25 protein-coding genes and 1 pseudogene are annotated in these 24,488 nt (G+C 53.2%); 6 read left to right on the top strand and 20 right to left on the bottom strand.

Annotated features, from left to right (window positions below; translation table 11 throughout):
- Positions 1 to 199: 199 nt before the first annotated feature.
- The 13 genes from QQL62_RS02630 to pyrH all read right to left on the bottom strand — a co-directional run bounded on the left by QQL62_RS02630 (position 200) and on the right by pyrH (position 12,343).
- On the bottom strand, positions 200 to 475 hold the full coding sequence (locus QQL62_RS02630; RefSeq protein WP_284375916.1) for a hypothetical protein: 276 nt from the start codon (positions 473 to 475) through the stop codon (positions 200 to 202).
- 145 nt (positions 476 to 620) lie between these two features.
- Positions 621 to 1,796, bottom strand: coding sequence for a lipid-A-disaccharide synthase (gene lpxB / locus QQL62_RS02625; RefSeq protein WP_284375914.1), 1,176 nt, complete (start codon positions 1,794 to 1,796; stop codon positions 621 to 623).
- A 1-nt stretch (position 1,797) separates the two neighbouring features.
- Positions 1,798 to 2,622: an LpxI family protein gene (locus QQL62_RS02620; protein ID WP_284375911.1), complete on the bottom strand. Its 825-nt coding sequence runs from the start codon at positions 2,620 to 2,622 to the stop codon at positions 1,798 to 1,800.
- A 2-nt stretch (positions 2,623 to 2,624) separates the two neighbouring features.
- The gene (lpxA, locus tag QQL62_RS02615; protein ID WP_284375909.1) at positions 2,625 to 3,431 is read right to left on the bottom strand and encodes an acyl-ACP--UDP-N-acetylglucosamine O-acyltransferase; all 807 of its coding nucleotides are present in this window, start codon (positions 3,429 to 3,431) and stop codon (positions 2,625 to 2,627) included.
- A 2-nt stretch (positions 3,432 to 3,433) separates the two neighbouring features.
- The gene (gene fabZ, locus QQL62_RS02610) at positions 3,434 to 3,904 is read right to left on the bottom strand and encodes a 3-hydroxyacyl-ACP dehydratase FabZ (RefSeq protein ID WP_284375907.1); all 471 of its coding nucleotides are present in this window, start codon (positions 3,902 to 3,904) and stop codon (positions 3,434 to 3,436) included.
- 47 nt (positions 3,905 to 3,951) lie between these two features.
- Entirely contained in the window at positions 3,952 to 4,488 is a 537-nt protein-coding gene (locus QQL62_RS02605; protein ID WP_284375905.1) for an OmpH/Skp family outer membrane protein, read from the bottom strand.
- A gap of 2 nt (positions 4,489 to 4,490) precedes the next feature.
- A complete protein-coding gene (gene bamA, locus QQL62_RS02600) occupies positions 4,491 to 6,863 on the bottom strand; it encodes an outer membrane protein assembly factor BamA (RefSeq protein WP_284375902.1) in 2,373 nt (790 codons plus the stop codon).
- A gap of 120 nt (positions 6,864 to 6,983) precedes the next feature.
- Entirely contained in the window at positions 6,984 to 8,339 is a 1,356-nt protein-coding gene (rseP, locus tag QQL62_RS02595) for an RIP metalloprotease RseP (protein ID WP_284375900.1), read from the bottom strand.
- A complete protein-coding gene (dxr, locus tag QQL62_RS02590) occupies positions 8,339 to 9,502 on the bottom strand; it encodes a 1-deoxy-D-xylulose-5-phosphate reductoisomerase (RefSeq protein WP_284375898.1) in 1,164 nt (387 codons plus the stop codon). The genes rseP and dxr overlap by 1 nt, the downstream gene beginning before the upstream one ends.
- The gene (locus tag QQL62_RS02585; RefSeq protein WP_284375896.1) at positions 9,502 to 10,293 is read right to left on the bottom strand and encodes a phosphatidate cytidylyltransferase; all 792 of its coding nucleotides are present in this window, start codon (positions 10,291 to 10,293) and stop codon (positions 9,502 to 9,504) included. Before QQL62_RS02585 ends, dxr begins: the two co-directional genes overlap by 1 nt.
- On the bottom strand, positions 10,290 to 11,033 hold the full coding sequence (gene uppS / locus QQL62_RS02580) for a polyprenyl diphosphate synthase (RefSeq protein WP_284375893.1): 744 nt from the start codon (positions 11,031 to 11,033) through the stop codon (positions 10,290 to 10,292). The genes QQL62_RS02585 and uppS overlap by 4 nt, the downstream gene beginning before the upstream one ends.
- 7 nt (positions 11,034 to 11,040) lie before the next feature.
- Positions 11,041 to 11,601 (bottom strand): ribosome recycling factor, encoded by a 561-nt coding sequence (gene frr / locus QQL62_RS02575; protein WP_284377179.1) that lies wholly within the window; start codon positions 11,599 to 11,601, stop codon positions 11,041 to 11,043.
- Between the two features lie 4 nt (positions 11,602 to 11,605).
- Positions 11,606 to 12,343 (bottom strand): UMP kinase, encoded by a 738-nt coding sequence (gene pyrH / locus QQL62_RS02570; RefSeq protein WP_284375891.1) that lies wholly within the window; start codon positions 12,341 to 12,343, stop codon positions 11,606 to 11,608.
- 144 nt (positions 12,344 to 12,487) lie between these two features.
- Here pyrH and miaA point away from each other — a divergent pair, with 144 nt between their 5' ends.
- Both miaA and QQL62_RS02560 read left to right on the top strand, forming a co-directional pair.
- Entirely contained in the window at positions 12,488 to 13,405 is a 918-nt protein-coding gene (gene miaA / locus QQL62_RS02565) for a tRNA (adenosine(37)-N6)-dimethylallyltransferase MiaA (RefSeq protein WP_284375889.1), read from the top strand.
- A 130-nt stretch (positions 13,406 to 13,535) separates the two neighbouring features.
- Positions 13,536 to 14,411 carry a helix-turn-helix domain-containing protein gene (locus tag QQL62_RS02560; RefSeq protein WP_284375887.1) on the top strand — a complete coding sequence of 292 codons (876 nt, stop codon included), beginning with the start codon at positions 13,536 to 13,538 and terminating at the stop codon, positions 14,409 to 14,411.
- A gap of 14 nt (positions 14,412 to 14,425) precedes the next feature.
- On the opposite strand, the gene QQL62_RS02555 is transcribed toward QQL62_RS02560, so the two are convergent.
- The 6 genes and pseudogenes from QQL62_RS02555 to rpsB all read right to left on the bottom strand — a co-directional run.
- A complete protein-coding gene (locus tag QQL62_RS02555) occupies positions 14,426 to 16,078 on the bottom strand; it encodes a thiamine pyrophosphate-binding protein (RefSeq protein WP_284375885.1) in 1,653 nt (550 codons plus the stop codon).
- Between the two features lie 333 nt (positions 16,079 to 16,411).
- Positions 16,412 to 17,110 carry an arsenical resistance protein ArsH gene (gene arsH / locus QQL62_RS02550; RefSeq protein ID WP_284375883.1) on the bottom strand — a complete coding sequence of 233 codons (699 nt, stop codon included), beginning with the start codon at positions 17,108 to 17,110 and terminating at the stop codon, positions 16,412 to 16,414.
- A gap of 86 nt (positions 17,111 to 17,196) precedes the next feature.
- On the bottom strand, positions 17,197 to 17,820 hold the full coding sequence (locus QQL62_RS02545; protein WP_284375880.1) for a hypothetical protein: 624 nt from the start codon (positions 17,818 to 17,820) through the stop codon (positions 17,197 to 17,199).
- Between the two features lie 149 nt (positions 17,821 to 17,969).
- Positions 17,970 to 18,845: a translation elongation factor Ts gene (tsf, locus tag QQL62_RS02540; protein WP_284375878.1), complete on the bottom strand. Its 876-nt coding sequence runs from the start codon at positions 18,843 to 18,845 to the stop codon at positions 17,970 to 17,972.
- Positions 18,846 to 18,914: 69 nt separating this feature from the next.
- Positions 18,915 to 19,103 (bottom strand): hypothetical protein, encoded by a 189-nt coding sequence (locus QQL62_RS13510; RefSeq protein ID WP_489146093.1) that lies wholly within the window; start codon positions 19,101 to 19,103, stop codon positions 18,915 to 18,917.
- A gap of 78 nt (positions 19,104 to 19,181) precedes the next feature.
- Positions 19,182 to 19,943 (bottom strand): annotated as a pseudogene (gene rpsB, locus QQL62_RS02535) (30S ribosomal protein S2); the annotation flags it as partial.
- A gap of 219 nt (positions 19,944 to 20,162) precedes the next feature.
- Here rpsB and QQL62_RS02530 point away from each other — a divergent pair.
- Positions 20,163 to 21,371, top strand: coding sequence for a COG3904 family protein (locus QQL62_RS02530; protein WP_284375876.1), 1,209 nt, complete (start codon positions 20,163 to 20,165; stop codon positions 21,369 to 21,371).
- Here the strand turns inward: QQL62_RS02530 and QQL62_RS02525 are convergent.
- Positions 21,368 to 22,381: a zinc ABC transporter substrate-binding protein gene (locus tag QQL62_RS02525; RefSeq protein WP_284375874.1), complete on the bottom strand. Its 1,014-nt coding sequence runs from the start codon at positions 22,379 to 22,381 to the stop codon at positions 21,368 to 21,370. The genes QQL62_RS02530 and QQL62_RS02525 overlap by 4 nt on opposite strands.
- Before the next feature lie 67 nt (positions 22,382 to 22,448).
- Here QQL62_RS02525 and QQL62_RS02520 point away from each other — a divergent pair, with 67 nt between their 5' ends.
- Genes QQL62_RS02520 through QQL62_RS02510 form a run of 3 tightly spaced genes read left to right on the top strand, consistent with a single transcriptional unit; the run spans position 22,449 to position 24,473 of the window.
- The gene (locus QQL62_RS02520; protein WP_284375872.1) at positions 22,449 to 22,928 is read left to right on the top strand and encodes a Fur family transcriptional regulator; all 480 of its coding nucleotides are present in this window, start codon (positions 22,449 to 22,451) and stop codon (positions 22,926 to 22,928) included.
- On the top strand, positions 22,919 to 23,680 hold the full coding sequence (locus QQL62_RS02515; protein ID WP_284375869.1) for a metal ABC transporter ATP-binding protein: 762 nt from the start codon (positions 22,919 to 22,921) through the stop codon (positions 23,678 to 23,680). The genes QQL62_RS02520 and QQL62_RS02515 overlap by 10 nt, the downstream gene beginning before the upstream one ends.
- Position 23,681: 1 nt before the next feature.
- Positions 23,682 to 24,473, top strand: a complete 792-nt coding sequence (locus QQL62_RS02510) for a metal ABC transporter permease (protein WP_284377178.1) — start codon at positions 23,682 to 23,684, stop codon at positions 24,471 to 24,473.
- The last annotated feature ends 15 nt before the right edge of the window (positions 24,474 to 24,488 follow it).

Raw genomic sequence — 24,488 nt, 5'->3', positions numbered from 1 at the left:
TTCGCAGATCAAGCGCATTGTACAATCACTGGAAATTCGCGCTTTGTTCCAGAAATAATCGCGCCCAATCTGAAATACATAGATAAATCACTAGGCACACCCCCAAGACCCTAGGTTTACCTAGCATCCCATTGTATACATCGCGCGCCGATAACCGCGCCGGCCCCGGTCAAAGAATCACCAACGCCGCACACCCCCACTAGCCCCGCATCCGGCCAGATCGGCCCCCGCGCCGCCCCTTGATCGCGGATTGGCTCAAACCTTCCTTAATCACCTGCGTCATCGGATGATCCGGCGCATGCTGGCCATAGGTGCGCAGCAACAGCTCTAAATCTGCGCGCATGTCAGCCTTTGCCGCTTCCATCGCCCAATCCAGAAAAATAACCCGCGCATCCGCCACTGTGATCGGCTCCATGCGATAGGCCTCATAAATCATTCCGCGTGGATCGATCTCCAAATCACCTTTATAGACCATTGCGCCCTCCTCTTTGGGCTTATTTAACCTGTTTTCCAGTGTAACTGTACCTATAAACGGCCAAAACAGCGGCATAAACGTTAAAAATTTGGAAATCATGACCAAATGGCGCTCAAAACATACTGGGGCCGTAACTCGGGCGGTTTCACCCAATAGCGCCTAAAACCGAGCGCGCCGCCCACAGATGGGCATCCTCTGCCCCCTGCCCCAAGGCCAGCATCGCACCGGCAAGCGCTCTTGATTGATCAGACCCCTCACTCGCCTGCGACAACTCCGCTAGACAGGCAGGCAAAATCTGCTCTGCATGACAATTTTCAAATAGAAATTCCGGCACCACACGGGTCTCGGTGATAATATTGATCAAATTGGCGGTGTCTATCTGTGCTAGCTTTTTCACCATGCGCGTGGTGGCCCAATTGGCGCGATAGGCCACAACCATCGGGCAATTTTGTGCCGCGAGTTCCAATGCCACGGTGCCCGATGTGGCCAAGGCCAGATCGCTTAGCCCATATGCAGCACGCTTGCGCGCCTCGCTCTGCGCAGTATCGGCACTGTTCTCCAGCAAATGCGGACGCACAGCCCACCGCGCCGTTGCACGCTCCACCATATCCGCAACACTGGGCGCCACCGGCAGAATAAATTGGGCATCAGGATGGGATTTGCGTATTCCCGCCGTTACCTCATCAAAAATAGGCCCCATTCGGGCAATTTCGCCACGCCGCGATCCAGGTAGCAATGTGACTATCGGCTTGCGCTCATCTAGCGCAAAATCTGCGATCAAACCCGCTTGGTCACGGCGCAGCACAGGCGCCTCAGAAACCACAGGATGCCCGACAAAATCACAGGTCATCCCCGCCGCGCGCATCAAGGGCGGCTCAAAGGGCAACAATGCCAACACATGATCCACATAGCGCGCCATTTTCTCGGCGCGCTCTGGCCGCCATGCCCATACCGAGGGTGCCACATAATGAATAACCTTGATATCCGGCAATTCTGCGCGCACCAATTTAGCAACCCGCAAACAGAAATCTGGGCTATCTATGGTGATCAGCGCATCTGGGCGCGCCGCAATCACCGCGCGCGCGGTCTGGCGCACACGATACAACAGCCGCGGCACACGGGGCAGAACTTCGACCAACCCCATCACCGATAGCTCGTTCATATCAAACAGGCTGTCCATGCCCGCCGCCGCCATCATCGGCCCGCCTATGCCGCTAAATTCCACCCGCCCCTTGGTTTCCAATCGCAAGCCCTCGATCAAGGCCGCCCCAAGGCGATCCCCCGACAATTCCCCCGCGATACAGAAAAATGATAGCGTCATGCTAGGCCTCGACCACGACAATAAACAACCCCAGCTGATCAGCCAATGCGATGCATTCCGCCTGATCAATAATCATCACCCCCCCCGCTGATAGGGCAATACCGCCCAAGCCAGCCGCCTGCACCGCAGAGAGCGTGCTGATACCAATGGCGGGCAAATCCATACGGTGATCTTGGCCCTGTTTCGGGCCCTTAACATACACACCCGCCGCATCGATCTTGAAACCCTGCCCCGTTTGCGCAACAAATTTCAGCAAGGCATCAGAGCCTTGAATGCTCTCAACCCCCAGACAAATGCCACCTGCCACCACCGTAGATTGCCCAACATCAGCCATGGACATGGCGCGCAAGATATCAAAGCCGCGGGCAATATCGGCCAATTCGGTCTCATCGGGGTGGCGCGCGGTTAACACGCCCGCGCCGCTGACCAGCCCCTGCATCAGATCATGCGCACCAACAATAGAAAAACCGTTATCTTCAAATATCTTGGCAATCATAGACAATGTATTGGCATCGCCGGATTTTAGCGCGGGCAACAATGTTGTGGCGATTTTCAGAAAGACGCGATCAAATTTCAGCGGATTTAATTTCGGGCGGCGCATGCCGCCGGCAAAAACCACATTTGGTATTTCATGCGCCCGCAGGGCCTTGAACAGCGCATTTGGGCGCTCGAATTGGGCGTTGATCACGGGATGATCCCCCGCCCAGCTTAGCTCGATGCCCTGAAATTGCACCACAACATAGGCGCGCCCCTGATCGCGGGCCCATTCGGCCAGTTGGCGGGGTAAATCCCCCGCACCGGCCACCACTGCGATCGGCCCCTCCATCCTTAATTCTGACGTGGGGTCGTAAGTGAACGCAGCGTCTCATCCTCGATAAAGCTGATCACCTCTTGCACCAAAGGATTCCCCGCATGGGTAAGCTTGGCCTCAGCAACTGCGTCGGAAATCTTGGCCCCTTGGGTAAAAATAGATTTAAAAGCAGCACGCAGCCCATGTATTTGGGCCTTGTCCACGCCTGCGCGTTTTAACCCCACCAGATTAAGCCCATCCAAATTAGCACGATCCCCCTGTACCATGCCCATCGGGATAACATCGGCCACCACAGCGGCAAGACCACCAATCATGGCCCCGCGCCCCACGCGGCAGAACTGATGGACACCAGCTAATGCGCCGATCACCACGTTATCGCCAATGATACAATGCCCCCCAAGGGATGCATTATTGGCCAAGATCACACCATTGCCTACAATACAATCGTGGCCCACGTGAACACCCATCATATATAGGCCATCGTTGCCCACCTTGGTCAGACCCCCTCCGCCCACGGTGCCAGGATTCATGGTAACATGTTCGCGGATGCGGTTGCGTTCGCCGATTTCCAACTTTGTGCGCTCGCCGCCAAATTTCAAATCCTGTGGGATGTGACCAATAGAGGCAAAGGGAAATATAACCGTATCGGCCCCGATCTCGGTCCAGCCATCTACAGCCACATGAGATTTTAGGGTAACCCCCGCCCCCAAGGTCACCTCGGCGCCAACAACGCACAATGGGCCAATGGTGACATTGGCGCCAATTACGGCCCCGTCCTCAATCACGGATGAGGGATGGATATTCGCACTTGGATCAATCGACATGATTAGGCCTCTTCTGGGGGTACCATCATCGCGGTGAATTCGGCCTCGGCCACCACCGTGTCGCCCACGCGGCCCTCGCCGTAGAATTTCCACAGCTTACCCCGCCCACGCAGAACCTTTACATGTAGCTCTAGCTGATCGGGGGGCGATACCACATGGCGGAATTTACAGTTATCGATGGTTAGGAAATAGACCAACATGTTGTTGTCGATCATATCCAGCGTCTTTACCACCAGCACCGCGGCGGTCTGCGCCATGGCCTCTACGATGGTCACACCAGGCATTACAGGGCGTTCTGGGAAATGCCCCTGAAAATGCGGTTCGTTAAAGGTTACGTTTTTGATACCAACCGCACTTTCATTCAGCTTGATATCGCGCACGGCGTCAATTAGCAGAAATGGGTATCTGTGGGGGATCATCCGTTTGATATCTTGGATATCCGCGCTCTGCAATTCTTGGTTTTCTTCTGGCATGGTTTGCCCCTCTATTAATGGCCGTCTCTGCGGCCTGTTTGCGCCAACTATTTGGTTAGGCGCGCATTCATCATTTCAATCGCCAGATCGGTGATATCGCGACTGTTGCTATAGGCAATTACACTGTCTTTTGACAAGAGCACATCAATACCATTTTGGTTGATCAGCTCTTCCAACAATTGATTCATTGTAACGCTAAATTCGTTGCGCGCGGCGCTAAATTCATCCGTAAGGGCGCGAGACTTCTGAATCTGCTCTGCGCGGGTTTGCTTGACCTTGGTATCAAATTCGGTGGCGCGCGCCTGAAACTCCTCTGGGGCAAGGCTCGCGCGCAATTGCGTTAGCACCGCCTCTTCTTGCTCTAACGCCGCATCCAATGCGGCGCTCTCTGCGTTTAGCTCCTTGCTCTTTCTCTCTAGTATAGCAATGTGATGCTTGCCGAATTCTGACAGGTTAAACAATTCATTACGATCCAGTACAGCGATCTTAGAGGTGGCGCCATGCACTGGAAATTGCTGTGCAGGGGCCGAAATCCCCCAACACAGCACCGCAATGCAAAATGCTCTGACGACCCCTGCGCGCACGCCTAGAACCGCGTTTGGATCGAAAACCTAAAGTCCTCGGTCACATCCACACCCTCTTGGTGTTTCAACGGGCGTGAGAAATCAAACCGCAAGGGGCCAATGGGCGTTTCCCAAAAAATAGAAACACCCGCCGCAACCCGCAGATCTTTATCAAGACTTACCACTGACGAGGATGGCGAGGTGTTGTCCAGCTCCCATACCGATCCGGCATCCAGAAAAACGCCACCAAAAATACCGTATTCTTCAGGCAACCCTACAGGGAAGCTGGCCTCTAGACGCGCCACGGCAAAGGCATTGCCCCCCAGCGGGTCGCCGGTTCCGGTTGCCCCGTCTTCACGTGGGCCAATACCGTAATCATCAAATCCACGAAGGCTGCCCCCCCCTAAGAAGAAGCGATCTGTGACTCGGCTACCAGAACCGAAGTTATGCAAATACCCGCCCTCTAACTCGGCGGATAAAACCACCTGTTCGTTTAACAAGCTCGAGAAAGTTTTGAACCGCACAGAGGTCTTGGAAAATTCTGCATCCCCCCCAAGCCCGGCGAACTCTTGTGTCGCCGAAATTTGATACCCGCCGGTCGGGGCCACAATAGAATTACGGCGATCATAGTTATAGCGCAAAATAATCGAGCTCTTGTCCAACTCGCCCACATCATCTTGGATGGTGGGGGATGCGGCCAATTCTACACCATCATCATCCTGCTGAATGGCAATGCTCTCGCGCTCAAACTTATAGGCCACATTAAGATCTGAGTATTTCCCAACCGGAAAACCAAAAGAGGGGCGAATGATCAAGCGCTCGGTCTCGATCGGAATATATGACGGCGTTGCCTCATTGTAGGTAATATCGATACCCGCAGACACATTACGATCCAAGAAACTGGGATCGTGGAACCCGAAATCTAGGCTCTTGCTGTCAGAGCTGTTCGTCCCACCAAGGCGCAATGTCTGACCACGGCCCAAGAAATTGCGCTCTTCAACGCTCAGGTTCACAACCACCCCATCAGAAGAGCTATAGCTGCCGCCAATGCCAATATCGCCGGTGGGCTGCTCTTCTACATCCACATCAATAATGGCCGATTGCGGCGAAGACCCCTCGCGGGCCTGCACATCAACACTGCCAAAATACCCCGTGGCCCGAATGCGGTCAGTGGCTTTTTGAATCTCACGTTGGTTAAATGCATCACCCTCGGCCAATTCAAACTTGCTGCGCACCACACGATCCAAAGTGGTGGAATTGCCCTCGATATCAATCCGCTCAACAAACACGCGCTGTCCACGGGCCAAATCAATCACCACATCCAATGTGCGGCTTTCTTCATTGCGGGTGATATTTGGGCGCGCCGTCACAAAGGGGAAGCGCGCATCAGCCAACTGTGCGTCCAATTCCTGTAACAGGTTTTCCAATTTACGCGGATCATAGGGGCGCCCGCTCTTGATCACGCGCAGCTCTTTTTCAAAGGCGCGCACATCCACACCTGTTTCGTTGCTGACCAATTCAATATCGCCAAAATAATACTGCTGACCCTCGGTCACATCAAAAGCCAACAAAAAGCCATCACGCTCGCGCGTTAAATCCGCCGATACAGAATTCACCGTAAAGTCGATATAACCACGGTTCTGATAAAAGCTGCGCAGATTTTGCTTGTCCAGCTCTAGGCGATCTTCGATAAAGGTATCCTTGCCCGAAAACCCGCTGGCCAAACCAGCCTGTTTTGTGGCAATTGCTGCGCGCAACCGGCGCTCGGAAAACTTTCGATTGCCAGTGAAGGTGATGTTTTCAATCTCGGTCACACGCCCCTCGACCACCTGAAACACCAAATCAACGCGGTTGTCCGAACGTTCGATAATTTTTGGCGTTACGGTGGCCAATACACGCCCCGATACGGAATACGCAGTGGCAATTTCATTGGCGTCTTGCTCTGCGCGGGTCGCAGAATAGGTCTGACGCGATTGCGAAGACACCAAGGCCGACAAGGCATCATCCTTCAGCTTTTTATTACCCTCAAAGGCAATGCGGCTGATGGTGGGATTTTCCACCACATCAATGGTGATCCGCCCACCATTTACCGTAAAATCAACTGATTTAAAAAACCCAGAGGCATTCAGCCGCTGAACGGCCGCATTCAATTGACCCGCACTATAGCGCGTACCGGTTTGCAAATTGGCCAAGGTCAGGATCGTGCTAGAGGCAATACGCTGATTACCAACCACAGTGATCGAGCTGGGGGTCGTAGATTGTGCCGCCACCGGTGTACCGGCGCCCGATACAACGATGCCCCCTAAAACCAAGGCAACAGCAGTCGAGCTGGTCAGGGTTGCAGTGCGCAGAGGTGCCAAAGCACGTTTCAAATTTTCAGCGTAAAAATAGGCCATAATCATCCCTAGAAATGTTCTTGTTCTTTCTAGGGGATGGGTTTTGAAATTTAAAGCCTGATTATGCCCAACTGGCCGTTTCACGCCTGAATGTGCTGGATTATCACACCCAGCCCAGATTTACGCCCAATACAACGCCAAGCGGATCAGATCATTAAAGGTGACAAACAACATCAACGTCAACAACAACGAGAGCGCCAGCGTTGTCCCCACACGAATGAATTTATCGCTGGGGGGCTTGCCTGCCAAAAACTCATAGGCATACATCATCAAATGCCCCCCATCCAAAACAGGGATCGGTAGCAGGTTTAAAAACCCAATCGCTGTGGAAATAAAGGCGATCAGCGTGATCAAATCCACCCAGCCAGACTTGGCGATATCACCGGACACATGGGCAATACCCACCGGCCCTTGCAGGTTCTTGGGGCTGACCTCGCCGCGGATAATCAGGGCAAGGTTGTTCACAGATTGCGTAATCACAAACCATGTACGCTTTATCCCCAACCCCAATGCCGCGATCGGTGATGGCATGTTGTATTCGCGGTCAAATGGCGCACCAGCGGTCACCCCGATGGAAACCTGCGTTTGGAAACCACCATTACCATCAGGTATTTCACGGGCATGCGGTTGAATGGTTAGTTGCACCTTTTCGCCACCGCGCAGCACGGTGATTTCCTTATCCGTTGGCTCTGATCCAAAAACCATATCTCGGAATTGACCAAAGGATTTAACCGCCACCCCACCGTAGCTCAGGATCAGATCATCGGCCTTCAGGCCCGCTTTGCTTGCGGGGGATACAGGCGAGACATTGCCCACAATAGCCATAAAGGGAAACGGGCCATCAACCACCAGCTGATCGGTGCCACGCGTGATGGTATAGCGGAGTGTATCTGCGGGCTCTTTAATCCCCAAAAACGCATTCAAATCCTCAAATGCAGAAATCTCTACCCCATCAATGCGCGAAATCTGATCGCCAGATTGCAAATCATACTGCCCGCTGACCGCAGGACTAATTTCCCCCACCACCGCATCGGGGTTCGGCTCACCAGTATATAGCAACAAACCGGCAAAAACATAAATAGACAACAGGAAATTGGCCACAGGCCCTGCCAGCACCGTCAGCGCACGCTTGTACAGCGCTGCACTAAAAAAATGCCGCGCACGTTCCTCATCCGACAGATTATCGCCAGATTGATCAGAATGGGTGCTGGCCTCATTGGCATCGCCTAGAAATTTAACATAGCCGCCAATGGGTATCGCCGCCAATTGCCAGCGTGTGCCGCGCTGATCGGTGCGCGAAAACAATACAGGCCCCATGCCCAGCGAGAAAACCTCGGCATGGATACCACACCAACGCCCGACAATATAATGCCCAAACTCATGGATAAACACCACCACCGACAACACGATAACAAAAGGTAAAATCAAGGCAAGTGTGCCGCCAACAAGTGGGATACTATCAATAAGTTCAAACATTAAAATGCCTTAGATGCTGTTTCCGTTACAAATACGCGGGTTTGCGCGTCAATGCTATTCAATTTTTCGACAGACCAGGCATCACCCCATTTCTGCCGTGTATAATCGTCCAATGCCGCCTCGACCAAACCTGACATATCCACAAAGCTAATCCGATTTTCTAAAAACAAATCTAACGCCTGCTCTTTGGCCGCGTTAAATACGGTGCCCGCAAAACCAGATAGCGTCATCGCCTTGGTTGCCAACCCTAGTGCTGGGAATTTCTGCGCATCGGGGGGCTGAAAATCCAGCCGCGACAACGCGCTGAAATCCAACCGCGCCAACCCCGCATCACAACGATCAGGGTAATACAACGCATAGCCAATCGCCCCCGCCATATCCGGCGGCCCCATATGCGCCATAATCGCCCCATCCACAAACCCAATCATCGAATGAATGATAGATTGCGGATGCACCACCACCTCGATCTTTTCAGGCGCAATATCAAATAGCTCACGCGCCTCAATCATCTCCATGGCCTTGTTAAACAAGGAGGCGCTGTCGATGGATATTCGCATGCCCATTTCCCAGCGCGGATGGCTGGCGGCCTGGGCTGGCGTTACACTGTGCAATTCCGCCAAGGGCGTGTTTAAGAACGGCCCCCCCGATGCGGTCAGAATCATGCGCTCAACCTCGGGCATCTTCTCGCCCAGCAAACACTGAAACAGCGCCGAATGCTCGCTGTCCACAGGCAACAGCGTGGTTGCATGTTGTGCACAGGCCCTGCGCATCATCGGCCCTGCACAGACCATGGTCTCTTTGTTGGCCAAGGCCACCACATCCGCATGGGCGGCGGCAATCAGGCTGGTTTCTACCCCCGCAAACCCCACAATCGCCTGTAATGAAATATCCACAGGTCGGCGCGCCGCATCAAGCAACGCCGCACGCCCCGCAGAGACCTCAATATCCATTCCAGATAACAATGCGCGCATTGCGGCCAAATCACTCTCATCTTGGATAACAACTGCGCGCGGAGATAAGGCGCGGGCCAGCTCGGCAAGCCGTGCAAGATTGCGCCCACCCGTCAAAACCACCACATCAAACTTCGCAGGATCGCGTGCCAGAACCTGCGCACAGGTTCCCCCAATAGAGCCAGTGGCTCCGAAAACTGCTAATCTTTTCATCAGGCAAACAGGCCGTTCGTCGTCAACGCGATATAAATAAACACCAAAAGGCTGGCCCCCATCACCCCATCAAAGCGATCCAAAAATCCACCATGACCCGGAATTAGGTTAGAGCTGTCCTTGATACCGGCACGCCGCTTCAATACGCTCTCGAACAAATCACCCGCTTGCGCAAAAATCGCAATAACGACACCATAAAGAGCCAACGAGGTATCAAATTCCGCGTAAATACGTGAGAAAATCAATCCAACAATCGCCGCTAGAACCCAGCCCCCAATGGTGCCCGACCATGTCTTCTTGGGGCTGACAGCCGGCCACAGCTTTGGCCCGCCAAAACTGCGCCCCGCAAAATATCCACCCACATCAGATGCCACCACACAGGCCAATACCCACAAGATCGATCCCAAACCGATGTCAAACCGTAGGTGAATCAGCCCGATAATCCCAAGAAAAATCACAACCATCATCACCACACGAATGCCCATATCCTTGGGCTTCAGGGCAAAACAATATACCATTAGCGTCAACGCCAGATACCCCAAGGCCCAAGGCCAAGAAAGCAAAACATAGGCCATGATACTAAGCCCCATCATGGCAGGTACAATGATGTTCAATATGGATTTTTGCAGCGCCAAATGCACCACCTCCCATGTCATCACCACCGCCAACAAAACGAACACAAACAGAAACGGCAGATCCCCCAAAATCAATGTTGCCGCCCCAACCAGAACCAAAACAATCCCAGATAACATCCGCAGCTTTAAATCTGCATATTTGGATTCGTCACTCATGTGTTCATCACCGCCCCAAATCGTCTGTTACGCCCCTTAAAACTTTCAATCGTTTCATGCAGTAATTCCGGCGTAAAATCTGGCCATGTGGCCTCAACAAAAGCATACTCTGCATAAACGGATTGCCACGGCAGAAAATTCGATGTGCGATACTCGCCCGATGTACGGATCACCAAATCTGGATCAGAAATATCGGCCGTATCCAAATGCTGGGCAACGGTCTCTTCACAGATATCCGCCGCCGCCAAACGCCCCGCAGAGACCTCGGCCGCGATACCCTGCATCGCCCGGGTAATTTCATCGCGCCCGCCGTAATTCAGCGCCACATTCAGCTCTAACGCTGTGTTCATGCTGGTCTGCTGTTCCAAGCCAGCCATCAAGGTCACCAGCTGGTCATCCAAACGCTCGCGACAGCCAATAAAGCGCACGCGAATACCATTCTCGATCAACTTGGCCTTCTCAGATCGAATAAAGCGATGAAACAGCGTCATCAGCCCCGAAACCTCGCGCTCGGATCGCTTCCAATTCTCGGTAGAGAAGGCAAATAGCGTCAGCTGGGTAATCCCCATGCCCGCACTCACCTCTACAATATCACGCACACGCTCTGCGCCGCGCGCATGCCCCTTGAGCCGATCCATAGATTTACGCGTGGCCCATCGGCCGTTACCATCCATAATAATGGCAACATGCAGCTGCTCTGGCCTGTCCTCTTGTGGGCTTCTTGGCGCGTCTTTGGTCATGCTGAACCTAAACCTGCATAATTTCGGCTTGCTTGACCTCTACGGCCTCATCAATTTTCTTGATGGCGTCATTGGTCAGGGTCTGGATCTCATCAGACCAGATTTTCTTGTCATCATCGCTTAGATCATCGGATTTTTTCACCTGATCCATGCCATCGCGGCGCACATTGCGCACGGCAATACGGGCGTTTTCGGCATGCGATCCCGCTACTTTGGTTAGTTCAACGCGGCGCTCTTCGTTCAATTCTGGGATCGGTAGGCGAATAACCATGCCATCCATCACAGGGTTAATGCCAATACTGCTCTCGCGAATGGCCTTCTCTACCGGGTTCAAGACCTCTTTGTCCCACACCGTTATGGTGATCATGCGCGGCTCTGGTACATTTACGGTACCACATTGGTTTAGCGGCATTTGCGATCCATAAGCATTGACCATGATCGGGTCTAGGATGGATGCGGATGCCCGCCCGGTGCGCAGGGCTGAAAATTCATTGCGCAACGCCGCCAGCGCACCAGCCATACGTTTTTCCAATGCATCAATATCGATATCTGAATCTGACATAATAATCCTCTTAGTTTCCGCCGACGGTGGTAAATGTGCCTTCACCCTTAAGGGTGCCCATCAATCCGGCACCTTTCATCAGGGAAAACACCACAATCGGCAGGTTGTTGTCACGGGCCAATGCAATCGCAGAGGCATCCATTACTTTCAGGTTTTTTTGCAAAACCTCATCAAATGATACGGTATCATAGCGCACCGCATCTGAATTTGTCTGGGGGTCTTTGTCATAAATCCCATCGACCTGCGTGCCCTTGAATATGGCCTCACAGCGCATTTCCGATGCACGCAATGCCGCCGCCGTATCGGTGGTAAAATAGGGATTGCCGGTGCCGGCAGCAAAAATACACACCCGCTTTTTCTCTAGGTGGCGCACGGCGCGCCGGCGGATATAGGGCTCGCAGACCTGATCCATTGGGATGGCGGAGATTACCCGCGAATGCACACCCAGCGATTCCAAGGCCCCCTGCATGGCCAGCGCATTCATCACCGTGGCCAACATGCCCATGTAATCAGCGGTGGTACGCTCCATCCCCTGCGCAGACCCCTGTAGCCCGCGAAAGATGTTACCGCCACCAATAACCAAGCACACCTCGGCGCCCATACGCACAACGGTTTCGATCTCGGCGGCAATTTTCTCAACAGTGGGTGGGTTTAGACCAAATCCTTGATCCCCCATCAAAGCCTCTCCAGAGATTTTCAACAAGACCCGTTTGTATTTTAATTGGTCTGTTTCTGCGGCATCTGACATATGGTTTCCCCGATCTTATTGTGGTGCAAAATGCGTTAAATTTCGCCATCACGCAATGGTTATCTTGCGTATTCGGCGCATATCAGCCAAGTAGACACCGCGTAACATAACATCAACACCCAAGGTTGGATAAGGTGGCAAAAATTGGAAATTAATTTCAACAGCACCAAAGCGATCCTGATTGCCGGCGCCACCGCCACCGGCAAATCCGCATTGGGCCTGCGCCTTGCGCAGCGCTACAACGGGGTGATCATCAACGCAGATGCACTTCAGGTCTATGCAGATTGGCATATCCTAACCGCGCGCCCCTCGGCACAGGAACAGGCCAGCTGCCCGCACCGCCTCTATGGGCATGTGCCGCTGAACACCCCCTATTCCACCGGCGCATGGATCAAAGACCTGCGCCTACAGCTAAAACATGCACAGGCAGAGGGCCTACGTCCAATAATCCTTGGCGGCACAGGGCTTTACTTCAAAACCCTAACCCAAGGTATCGCAGAAATTCCCGATATCTCCACAGAGGTAAAGGCCCAAGCAGACGACCTAGAGGCCACATTAGGCAAGGGCATTTTCGCACAATTGCTGGCCCAAGCAGACCCCGCATCCTTGGCCGGCCTAGATGCGCAAAACCCCATGCGCACACGGCGCGCCTGGGAGGTGCTAACCTCTACAGGGCGCGGCATTTCCAGCTGGCAGGCCGATACACCGCCCCCCCTTCTGGATATCGCACAAACCACCCCCGTGGTTCTGAACAGCGAGGTTGAATGGCTGAACGCGCGGATCAACCGCCGCTTTGATATGATGGTTGAGATGGGTGCGCTGGATGAATGCCGCGCAATCCTTGAATCGGGCAAATGGAACCCAAACCACCCCTCGAACAAAGCAATCGGCGCCGCCGAAATCATCTCCCACCTCCAGGGCGACCTCAGCCTAGAGGCCGCCATAGATTCCGCCAAGGTTCAAACCCGCCAATACGCCAAACGCCAGCGCACATGGTTTCGATCACAAATGAAAAACTGGCATCAATTGGCCATTGATAAGCCTCTTGAATTCCCGCTTTAATCAAAGATGCATAGAGGCAACAGCCCTCGCCAACACTCTGCCCACATATGCATTTTTCCATGTCTATCCCTAATGAATTCTGCTATGAAAACCTCATAAAAAGACTATCTAAAAAAAGAGCAGACCACCTATGACACTTCAATCCTACGATGGCGGTAAATCCGTTTTCGTGGCCGCAATACCGGGCAATCGCCGCAATGTTTCGGCCGAAATTCGCCTTGATGGCGCCAACGACTACCACAAATTCATCTACCTAAACACAGGCACCGCCTGCGCGATAATCAATGGGCAACGCCACGATATTACACCCCACAGCCTGCTGTATATCCCCGCGCCAACCCCGCATAAAATCACCCTGTCACCCGTGGCCGATACGACCTGTATCGCCCTTCACAAATCGCTCAATATCCCGCAACCGGATCACAGCGTGATCACCCAAATCACATCCGTGGAAAAACAGGCAAATTATAGCGCACTGTTCGACCGCGCACTAAGCCAATACATTGGTGCAACGGTTGGCTCGCGCATGGCCCTGCGCAGCTATGTTGCCACTCTCAACGCACAGATAGAACACAGCACCGCGACAGAAACCAAACCCAAGGCCGCACAACGCCTGATGCGCCGCTTTGTTACCCTGTTGGAAAATAAGTATAAATCTGGCGCGAATTTGGAATTTTACGCCCGCGAACTCGGTGTAACCAGCACCCATCTCACCCGAGTCTGCCAACAAATCCAAAACACATCCGCCTCACAGGTGATCCAAGATCGCCTACTGGCCGAGGCCCGCCGCCTGTTGCTGGTGGGGGATCAGAAAATCCAAGATATCTCCAGCCAGCTGGGATTTCGCTCTGCGGCCTATTTTTCCAGATTTTTCACCAATCACGAAACCCTATCACCCAAAGAGTTTCGCCAACAGGCACGGCGTGTTCGCACACCAACACCAATTGCCGTTGCCCCCAATTGCCGCCCAAAACCAGCGCCGTTTCAAAACAAGCTGGCCAGCTAATCACACCCCCGCCTCTAGGGGCCGGGGGCTAAAATCTGCCCCGGTGCGATATCGGCAGGATCTGCCACCATCTCGATCAAAAACCCAAAGGCCGCTTGATCCGCCACGGTAAATGCCGCGCCAAATTCTACATCATCCGTGATGCAGGCATAGCCAAAACCATAGGCATCGGCGATGTGCTTGAAATTGGGGTTGTGTAGATTTGTGCCACTGATGCGGTCGGGATAGTCGCGCTCTTGATGCATGCGGATGGTGCCATAACTACCGTTGTTATACAGCAGAATAATAGGCCCCCAGCCCTGTTGCATCGCGGTGCCCAGCTCTTGGATATTCATCTGAAAATCACCATCCCCCGCAAAACAGATCACCTGTCGTTCCGGGTGTGCAGATTTGGCGGCTAATGCAGCGGGTAGCCCTGCCCCCATGGCCCCTGATTGCGGCGCCAACAGCCGCCTCTGCCCGCCATAATCCAAATACCGCCCCGGCCAAATGGCAAAATTTCCCGCGCCATTGGTGATAACCGCATCAACATCCATCACGGTGTTCAATGTGGTGCAAATCTTGGCCATATTTAGCGCCCCCCGCGTGGGCTTGATCTGGCGTGCCTCTGCCCGCCCCAAGGCCGCCTTGGCATACCAAATACTGCGTGCCGACGACAGGGTCTGATCACCGCCCGCCTTTGCCGACAACCCCGCCAACAGCGCCAGCGGATCCGCATTGATCCCCCGCGCACAATGGTAGATTTTTCCAATCTCGGCAGGATCAAGATGAACGTGGATAATTTTTTGCTGCGGAACGGGCACATCAAACAAAGTCCAGCCATCGGTCACCACCTCGCCGAAGCGAATGTTCAGCGCCAAAATCACATCCGCATCTTGAATCAGCTGCTTCACCGAGGCGCTTTTGCCAAAGCCTGCATCCCCCGCATAGGCCGCGCTGGCATTATCAATTAAATCTTGGTTGCGAAATCCGGTGATCACGGGGATTTTTGACGCCTCGGCATAGGATTTCAAGGCGCGGCGCCCCGCATCACACCAGCCCCCGCCACCTGCAATAATCAACGGGCGCTTGGCCGCGGATAAATCCATATGAACCGCCGCAATATCTGCGCTCCCCGCCTGCGGGCGCAGGGGGATGATTTGTGGTGTCGCCTCGCCCAATGTCATCTGGCGCAACATATCCTCAGGCAAGGCCACCACCACAGGCCCGGGCCGCCCAGACTGCGCCACCTGAAAGGCCCGCGCCAAAACCTCGGGTATTCGGCTGGGATCATCGATCTGGGTGACCCATTTGGCAATAGGGCCAAAATAGGCGCGGTAATCAATCTCTTGAAAGGCCTCTCTGTCGGTCATTTCCCGTGCAATTTGCCCAATAAACAGCACCATGGGCGATGAATTCTGGCGCGCGGTGTGCACGCCGATGGATGCATTGGTGGCCCCTGGCCCTCGGGTAACAAAGCAGATACCCGCCTTCCCCGTTAGCTTACCATAGGCCTCGGCCATAAAGGCGGCACCACCTTCGTTGCGGGTGTTGATGAAATCAATAGCGCCCCGATCAACCAGCGCATCCAAGACCGACAGATAACTTTCGCCTGGAACGCCAAAAATTTTTGAAACCCCTTGGGCCACCAAACAATCAACCAACAGGTCTGCCGCTCTTTTTTTCATCACTAACCTTTATATTTGTGATCAAACGCACTGAAATATACGCAGAATCGCCGCATGTATAGGGCATCATAATGTCGCGTCAGCTGATACTGCAAAACATTCTGATAGGTCGCTTGGGTTTTACTCTCCCGGTAATTTATCCCCCGTGACCAACCTTGTCCCTTGGCCCGAAAAGAATTCTTTTCGGGCCCTTTTTATGACTCAAGCGTACGCTAATTTGTTGTTAACACACAGGAATAATGCAAACTATTCTATACAATAGGCCGTTTTCAAACACAAAAACCTTCCCCGCGGGGAAGGTTTTCTCATTCATAGACATGGATTTACCCGCCCCTAACGCGCGCTGTTAACCCGCTTAGACAGCTTTTCGTGGCTCTCGACGCGTTCAGAATAGCGATCCACCAAATAATCAGAGCGTCCCCGCGTCAGCAGGGTAAATTTGACCAATTCTTCCATCACATCCACCACTCGACGATAAAACGGCGAGTTCTTCATCCGCCCATCCGCATCAAATTCATCCCATGCCCGTGGCACAGAAGATTGATTGGGGATGGTGATCAACCGCATCCAGCGCCCCAAAATGCGAAGCTGGTTCACGGTATTAAAACTTTGCGAACCACCGCAGACTTGCATCACCGCTAATGTTTTACCTTGGGTCGGGCGCACCGACCCCAAAGACAACGGAATCCAATCTATCTGGGATTTCATAATCCCCGTCATCGCCCCATGACGTTCTGGCGAACACCAAACCATGCCCTCGCACCAATTCACCAGATCGCGCAGCTCTGCAACTTTTGGGTGCTCGATAGGTTCGGCGTCTGGCAATGGTAGGCCGGCGGGATCGTAAATGCGGGTTTCAACACCAAACTGGCGCAAAATACGCGCAGCCTCCTCTGTTACCGCACGGCTATAACTTTTCTCGCGCAATGATCCATAAAGCAATAGAATTTTAGGGGGCACAGTATCAGCCCCCAAAACGGCGTGATCCATTGGGTGCAGCGCCTCAGACAGTACATTTGGAATATCAGACATTCAGGCGGCTCTCGAAAAAGGATGTGGTTGTGATCATGCCCAAGGCTCAGACCACAACAGGGATCTGGGCCGATGGTTAGATGTTCTTATTCCGCGACGATAAAATAGCCCTCAGTATCGTCATTGAAATCAAAATCCAGCGTGCCTTCGCTGGTTTCGATCGTCCCTTCAATATACCCCGTTGCACCTAGGTTACCGGTAACAGTCGATTGAAAGGTATCACCATAGAGGGTGGTGTCCACGATCACATCATCCCCTGCCTCGTCACGCAGCGTACCCCCCATATCCGCAGAAAACTCGCCATCCCCATAAAACGCCTCTGGCGTGACCGACAATGTACCAGAATAGCTTTCTAAGCGGCGAACATCTCTGAAGGTCGCACCATCCTGAAATCGCCCAAATTGGTCGGCAAACCCCGAGACTTCCTGATCAGAAAAATCCGCAATCAAGGTCAGATTTCCGGCCAGCACCTCTTCTGGTTCTGCCCCAGGTGCAACAATGAACCCCTCCATCACCGCAGTGCCAGAAACATTATCCGGGCCAATAACCACGGCCGTGCCCGCGGGCTGTTCTTCGCTTATGTCAAATCCCAGCGAGGCATTAACCTCAGTGTAGGCGCGCTCGATATTACCGGCGCCGTTCCCCGTTCCACCACAGGCCGTTAGACCCAATAGGCCACAACAGCCAAGCGCAAAAAGTTGATTTTTCAATGGAGTCCCTCAATTTTCATTAACCTTTATGAATCCCTTTTAACCCAAGCTCTGTGCCCGCGACAATAGGGGATTGTGCGCCATCCGCCCCATAGCAAAAAGGCCCCGCAATCCTGCGAGGCCCTTCTATTCGATCAAAAGAAGTGAGCTTAGCCGCCCATTGTTTTCGCAACCTCTGCCGCGAAATCTTCTTCGACTTTTTCGATGCCTTCGCCAACTTCTAGACGAACAAAACCTGTAACCTCGGCACCCACTTCTGCGGCGGCCTTGGCAACTGTTAGATCAGGGTTGATCACGAAAGACTGGTTCACAAGGGTAACTTCTGAATAGAATTTCTTGATGCGACCGGTGATCATTTTCTCAATCACGGCCTCTGGCTTGCCAGATTCGCGGGCTTGTTCTGTTAGAACATTGCGCTCGCGCTCTACCACAGCTGCGTCCAAATCAGCCTCGGACAATGATGCAGGGTTTGTAGCCGCTACGTGCATCGCAACTTGCTTGGCAAATTCTACAGTGCCGCCCTTGGTCGCAACCAATACGCCGATTTTACCCATGCCTTCTGCGGCGGGTGTGTGGATGTAGGATGCGATTACATCGCCTTCCAATTTCGCCATGCGACGCACAGACATGTTCTCGCCGATTGTGGCGATCTTGTCTGTTACGGTTTCGGCCACGGTCTTGCCACCGATTTCTGCCTCTTGCAATGCGGCCACATCAGCCACACCCAAGCCAGCGGTGGTGATCGCAGAAACCATCTCTTGGAATTCAGCGTTCTTACCAACGAAATCTGTCTCAGAGTTCACCTCAACGGCAACCGCAACGCCACCCTCAACAGCAACACCAACTAGACCCTCGGCAGCCGTACGGCCAGCCTTCTTTGCGGCCTTGGCCAGACCCTTGGTGCGCAGCCAGTCAACCGCTGCCTCCATGTCGCCATCTACTTCTGTTAACGCTTTTTTCGCGTCCATCATGCCTGCGCCAGTTGAATCGCGCAATTCTTTAACCATAGCTGCTGTAATAGCCATAATACTCTCCTAAAGGAAATTTGGTATGCTGGGCGGGTCTACCGCCCAACTATGACAGTTGTATGAAAGTTAGGCTTTCATCAATTCTGATGCTTGACCGATCCAATCGTCGCGCTCGATGCGGCCTTTGAATGACAAGTTGTCATCAACCCACATGATTTCGTCGTTTGACCATGCTGCAACCTGTGCGAATTGGTAGATGCCCAATTTGTTCAGCGTTTCTTCCAGCTTTGGCCCTACTCCACCGATTTTTTTCAAATCGTCTTTGTCTGCTGGGGCTTCGGCGAACAATGTTGGCTTTGAACCAGCTGATTCAACTTCGGCTTCTACAACCTCTGCCGCTGGTGCCGCTTCTAGAACTTCTTCTGGGGCGTCTTCCATTTCGCCAAGATCGATACCAGCAGAACCCATTTGGGCCGCCATACCATCCAGAGCAGAACGCGCGATCAAATCACAGTACAAGGCAATTGCGCGGGCCGCATCATCGTTACCTGGAATTGGGTAATCAATACCCTCTGGTGCAGAGTTTGTATCCAAAACAGCAATCACTGGGATGCCCAATTTGTTTGCTTCTGCCACAGCCAAAGATTCTTTGTTTGTGTCGATCACGAACAATAGATCAGGAACGCCACCCATTTCCGCAATACCAGCCAAAGACGCGTGCAATTTTGTGTGCTCGCGCTCGATGCCCAAACGCTCTTTCTTGGTCAGGCCTTCAGCGCCTTCTTCCAGCTGAGCGGTAATTGTTTTCAAACGCGTGATAGAATTTGAAACAGTTTTCCAGTTGGTCAATGTACCACCCAACCAACGGTGGTTCATGTAGTATTGCGCTGAACGCTCAGCAGCTTCTGCAACTGCTTTAGAGGCCTGACGCTTGGTGCCAACGAACAATACGCGACCACCTTTAGAAACAGTTTCGCGCACAACGTTCAATGCTTGGTCAAGCAAAGGAACAGTTTGTGTTAGATCCATGATATGGATGCCATTGCGTGAACCATAGATGTACTGGTCCATACGAGGGTTCCAGCGGTGTGTTTGGTGTCCAAAATGTACGCCTGCTTCAAGCAGTTGACGCAATGAAAACTCTGGTAGAGCCATTGTAATTTTCCTTTTCCGGTTTCGCCTCAGCGGGGTCGAAGAACGTGATGTTCAACCGGTGGAGTTATCGGGATTTCTCCCCAACAACCCGCAAGCCCCGCCTGTGGATTTAAGTAGGGTGCCTATAGGACGGAATGCAGATGTGCGCAAGCGCTTTTTGTATCGCTGCGTAAAAACAGCACCGTTGACCAATAAATGCGAAAGGTGCACAAAGGTTTCATGCGTATTCGCCCCCTCTCTATGGCCGTCTTTGTGGCTACTGTGCTGGCCAGTGTACCTGTTGTGGCCCAGCAATCCAACCGCGCGGAGTGCCGGGAAAACACCTTTAAGAGCGATCTGTCACAGAAATGTTTACCAGTGGCGGCTGGTCAGGATGTGAATGCGGTGAACGGCGAGATGCAATTTAAATTGCGCCGCCTGTCTAATTCGCCCAATGCAACATGGATCGCTGCCGAGGGCCGCATCACCAAGGATACCCCTGCAAGGTTCCAAGAGTTTCTGGATAGTAATTCGATCTTTCGCGAGAACCGGATCGAATTCAACTCGCCAGGCGGAGATCTTTATGCGGGGATGGAACTGGGGCGGATGATCCGCGCACAGCGCCTGAACACCACCATTGGGCGCACGCTTACCTTGAATAATCCGGAATTTGGCATTGATATCAAACGCTTCGCCTTTTCAACATGCGCCTCGGCCTGTGCCTATGCCTTTATGGGGGGGGTGCGGCGTTGGTTGGATACCACCAACCGCATTGGCCTGCATCGTTTTGGGGTACAGGATTTTGAGTTTACGGCTGACGAAGCCCAGATCGTATCCAGCGATATTGCCCTCTATCTGGAAGAAATGGGTGTCGATCAAAATGTGTTGCGTATGGCCAGCCGTTTTGATTTCTCAACCGAGCTATTCTATGTGCCCGATGATCTGGCGCGCGAAACGGGGATTGTTTTTGACCCATCCGAGAATGTGTTTGATTTAGATGTAGAGCTGTTTCAGGATCATGTGGTGGCCAATGCCAGTGTGAAATCCAGCAACAATGCCGAATTCAACTTTCGCTTTCACTGTATTGATAAGATACCGAAAATCATGATTTGGGGCAAGCGGGATGAGTTTGCCGATATCTTGGTCAGCCTGAAAAATCAGCGCATCGCCTTCATTTCCCAAGGCCATAGTTTCGCAGGGTTTGTGTCCTCTGGGATGCTGAATGATGGGCAGGTATTCCTATCGATCACCAGCGAGGATCTCTGGGCGGCAATCCTAAATTCCAATGAGTTTTCTATGGGAACGATATACCCCCCCAATTGGGAGGATATGGGCTTTTCAGAGCTGATCAACTGGACAGATGCCAGCCGCGCGCTGGGGCTGGGATCCGTTCGATTTACCCGCATCAAATCAGCATTGCCGATCGTGTTGCGCGAATGTGGGCGCTAGGGACCACAGGCCTTTAGCTTGCCCGCCATGTCGCGTAACAGGTTTGGGTAAAAATCCGCACCCAATTCCAGATGCTGCCCCAAGGGGTCGACGGTTGCGATGCCCACATCGTGGCCCTCGATTGCCAATTCAAGGATGCTGTCGCTGCCGGTGGGTTCACTCAGCAGGCAATGGATGTCCTCTTGTTCGACCATTTCTTGTACACTGCGGATGCGCGCGGCCCCTGCTTTCTTGTCGGCGCTGTCTTGAATTGCACCGCGAACTTGGATATCGAAGCTGTTTTCAAAATATTGATACGCATCGTGGAAAACCATGTAATTATAGCCAGTTACCGGCTTTAACTCTGTGTGTATTTCGCCTGTTAATGCAACCAAACCCTCAGAAAAGGCCATGGCGTTGGCCTGATACTGAGCGGCATTTTCAGGGTCAATTTTAGCCAAGTCATCGGCGATAACATGCGCCCAGCGGCCCGCATTTTCTGGGCTTAACCATGCATGGGGGTCTGGGTTATCTTGCTTGTCGTGATGGGCCTTGTGGGTCAGTTCCTCGTGGTGCTCGTCCTCGTGATCGTCGTGATGCTCGTCCTTATGATCGTCGTGATGCTCATCATCATGATCGTCGTGGTGCTCATCCTCATGATCGTCGTGGTCATGATCATTCGACAGCCCAACCCCAGTGCGCGCCGCCAACAATGCGGTTTCTTCAATGGCTAGAAACCGTAACTCGTTGCGCTTCGGTGCGATATTATCAAGGGTCTTTTGCAACCAAGGCGTCAGCTCTGGCCCCATCCACAGGATTAGATCTGCGTCTTGTACCCAACGCGCAGCAGAGGGGCGTAGCGCATAGTTATGCGGATCAGCAGATTGATCGATCAGCAATTTCGGCTGGCCAACCCCCTGCATCACCGCAGCAGTGATGCCGTGTAGTGGGGCGATATCGGTTAGAACTGTGGGCGTATCCGCCTGAAGTGCCGTGCCAAAGACGAAGGGAAGTGCAAGGAGTTTTTTCATGATTTTTCGATTGTGGTTGCTAGAGGTGTAATGTTATAACATCTCAAATCTTTTGCGAAAGCCCAAAATGCGAAGTTTCGAAATCCATGATCATGATCACTGTGTCGACACGGCCCTAAATATCGCCAAAGAGCGCTGTGCCGCAGAAAAGCTACAACTAACCCCGACCCGTCTGCGGGTGCTGGAAATTCTTCTGCATCAGCATCGTGCCATAGGCGCCTATGAAATCCTAGCCCAGCTAGATGCCGAGGGTCTGGGATCGCAACCCCCTGTGGCCTATCGCGCCTTGGATTTTCTGGTGAAGCAGGGCTTTGCCCATAAGATAGAAAAGCTAAACGCCTTTGTGGCCTGTAGTCAGCCTGCGGTAGCCCATCGCCCTGGTTTCTTGATCTGTCGGTGCTGTGATAAGGTGGCCGAGGAGCCAAGCCTTGCGGATGCGCGGGTATCTGATACTGCCTTGAGCGCAGGATTTGAAATAGAATCGGCCGTCATTGAAATAGAGGGGCTTTGCATTGAGTGCAAAGAACACGGGGAAAAATGCGCCTAATCACCACCAACAAGCTAACCGTTCAACACGGGCGCCAAACTGCATTGCACAGCGTGGATTTTCATATTGATTCCAAAGAGATCGTTACCGTTGTGGGGCCCAATGGCTCTGGCAAAAGCACCCTCATGCGCACATTGGTCGGCGCGATCGATGATTACGCGGGATCAATCGAGCGCAAGGCTCGACTTAGCATTGGTTATGTGCCGCAAAAATTGGATATTGATCGCAACCTGCCCCTGACCGTCGAGCGTTTCCTACGCCTGCCGCATCGCTATAGCAGGGCCGAGATTGATGCCAGTTTAGCACAGGTAAACGGGGCTGATCTGCGCGACAAGCAGATGATCGCCCTGTCTGGCGGGCAATTTCGCCGTGCCTTGCTGGCGCGCGCCATTTTGGGGCGGCCAGAACTGTTGATATTAGACGAGCCGACCACGGGGTTGGATCAATCTGGATCCGCCAATTTCTACAAGTTGATCGAAGAGGTACGCCATGCCATGGGCTGTGCTGTTTTGATGGTTAGCCATGAATTACATGTGGTTATGGCCGCATCGGATCGCGTGATTTGCCTTAACGGCCATGTTTGTTGCCATGGCACCCCAGAGGTGGTGGCCAATGCGCCCCAGTATCAGGCCCTGTTTGGCACGGGCAGTATGGGGGCCTTGGCGCTATACCGTCACGAGCATGACCACAGCCACGACCACCCCCATATCCACGGCGCCGAGTGTGATGCGAAATGCGATGGAACTAGCTGATATGTTTGATGATTTTCTAGTGCGGGCGATTTTTGCAGGGATTGGCGCTGGTTTGGGTGCCGGGCCGCTGGGGTGTTTTATTGTTTGGCGACGCATGGCCTATTTTGGTGATGCCACGGCCCATGCGGCGATTTTGGGGGTGGCGCTCTCGCTGGGGTTTGGGGTGTCCATTTTCATTGGCACCCTTGGTGTGGCCATTGCGATGGCGATGATCTTGGTGCGCTTTGAGGGCCGCGGCTTGGCCATGGATACCCTTTTGGGGGTTTTTGCCCATGGGGGGCTGGCGGTCGGGCTGGTGGTGGCCAGTTTTAATTCTGATCTGCGTCTTGATCTAAGCGCCTATTTGTTTGGCGACATCTTGGCCGTTGGGCGTGTAGATTTACTGGTTATTTGGGGCGGATCTTTGTTGGTGATTGGTTTGTTATGCTGGCGGTGGAATGCGCTGTTGATGAGCACGCTGAATGTTGATTTGGCGGCATCTGCGGGGGCGCGGCCGCGTCTGGAAAAACAGATACTGACCCTGTGTTTAGCAGTCGTTGTGGCCGTTTCAATTAAAATTCTGGGGGCCTTGTTGATCGGGGCGATGCTGATCATCCCTGCGGCGGCGGCGCGCCCAATGGCACGCAGCCCCGAGGTGATGGCGCTGTTGGCGGCGGTAATTGGTGCGGGTGCATCCTTGCTGGGATTATATGGTGCGCATCAGTTTGACACGCCTGCGGGGCCGAGCATTGTCTGTGCTGCGCTTGGGTTTGTGGTGGCCAGTTCTGTGATGGCGCGAATAACGCGAGGGTAACTTGTGTCTGGCCCC

Source organism: Amylibacter marinus, assembly GCF_030160015.1.
Lineage (GTDB): Bacteria > Pseudomonadota > Alphaproteobacteria > Rhodobacterales > Rhodobacteraceae > Amylibacter > Amylibacter marinus.
This window is presented reverse-complemented; position numbering and strand designations above follow the sequence as displayed.

Excerpts from the sequence above, each read along its gene's own strand:
- pyrH (WP_284375891.1), bottom strand. The coding sequence starts at position 12,343 with ATGTCAGATGCCGCAGAAACAGACCAATTAAAATACAAACGGGTCTTG.
- arsH (WP_284375883.1), bottom strand. The coding sequence starts at position 17,110 with ATGTCTGATATTCCAAATGTACTGTCTGAGGCGCTGCACCCAATGGAT.
- QQL62_RS02555 (WP_284375885.1), bottom strand. The coding sequence starts at position 16,078 with ATGAAAAAAAGAGCGGCAGACCTGTTGGTTGATTGTTTGGTGGCCCAA.
- QQL62_RS02515 (WP_284375869.1), top strand. The coding sequence starts at position 22,919 with ATGCGCCTAATCACCACCAACAAGCTAACCGTTCAACACGGGCGCCAA.
- QQL62_RS02630 (WP_284375916.1), bottom strand. The coding sequence starts at position 475 with ATGGTCTATAAAGGTGATTTGGAGATCGATCCACGCGGAATGATTTAT.
- QQL62_RS02560 (WP_284375887.1), top strand. The coding sequence starts at position 13,536 with ATGACACTTCAATCCTACGATGGCGGTAAATCCGTTTTCGTGGCCGCA.
- QQL62_RS02520 (WP_284375872.1), top strand. The coding sequence starts at position 22,449 with ATGCGAAGTTTCGAAATCCATGATCATGATCACTGTGTCGACACGGCC.
- QQL62_RS02525 (WP_284375874.1), bottom strand. The coding sequence starts at position 22,381 with ATGAAAAAACTCCTTGCACTTCCCTTCGTCTTTGGCACGGCACTTCAG.
- rseP (WP_284375900.1), bottom strand. The coding sequence starts at position 8,339 with ATGTTTGAACTTATTGATAGTATCCCACTTGTTGGCGGCACACTTGCC.
- tsf (WP_284375878.1), bottom strand. The coding sequence starts at position 18,845 with ATGGCTATTACAGCAGCTATGGTTAAAGAATTGCGCGATTCAACTGGC.
- uppS (WP_284375893.1), bottom strand. The coding sequence starts at position 11,033 with ATGACCAAAGACGCGCCAAGAAGCCCACAAGAGGACAGGCCAGAGCAG.
- QQL62_RS02585 (WP_284375896.1), bottom strand. The coding sequence starts at position 10,293 with ATGAGTGACGAATCCAAATATGCAGATTTAAAGCTGCGGATGTTATCT.
- lpxA (WP_284375909.1), bottom strand. The coding sequence starts at position 3,431 with ATGTCGATTGATCCAAGTGCGAATATCCATCCCTCATCCGTGATTGAG.
- QQL62_RS02510 (WP_284377178.1), top strand. The coding sequence starts at position 23,682 with ATGTTTGATGATTTTCTAGTGCGGGCGATTTTTGCAGGGATTGGCGCT.
- QQL62_RS02530 (WP_284375876.1), top strand. The coding sequence starts at position 20,163 with ATGCGTATTCGCCCCCTCTCTATGGCCGTCTTTGTGGCTACTGTGCTG.
- bamA (WP_284375902.1), bottom strand. The coding sequence starts at position 6,863 with ATGGCCTATTTTTACGCTGAAAATTTGAAACGTGCTTTGGCACCTCTG.
- QQL62_RS02620 (WP_284375911.1), bottom strand. The coding sequence starts at position 2,622 with ATGGAGGGGCCGATCGCAGTGGTGGCCGGTGCGGGGGATTTACCCCGC.
- fabZ (WP_284375907.1), bottom strand. The coding sequence starts at position 3,904 with ATGCCAGAAGAAAACCAAGAATTGCAGAGCGCGGATATCCAAGATATC.
- lpxB (WP_284375914.1), bottom strand. The coding sequence starts at position 1,796 with ATGACGCTATCATTTTTCTGTATCGCGGGGGAATTGTCGGGGGATCGC.
- dxr (WP_284375898.1), bottom strand. The coding sequence starts at position 9,502 with ATGAAAAGATTAGCAGTTTTCGGAGCCACTGGCTCTATTGGGGGAACC.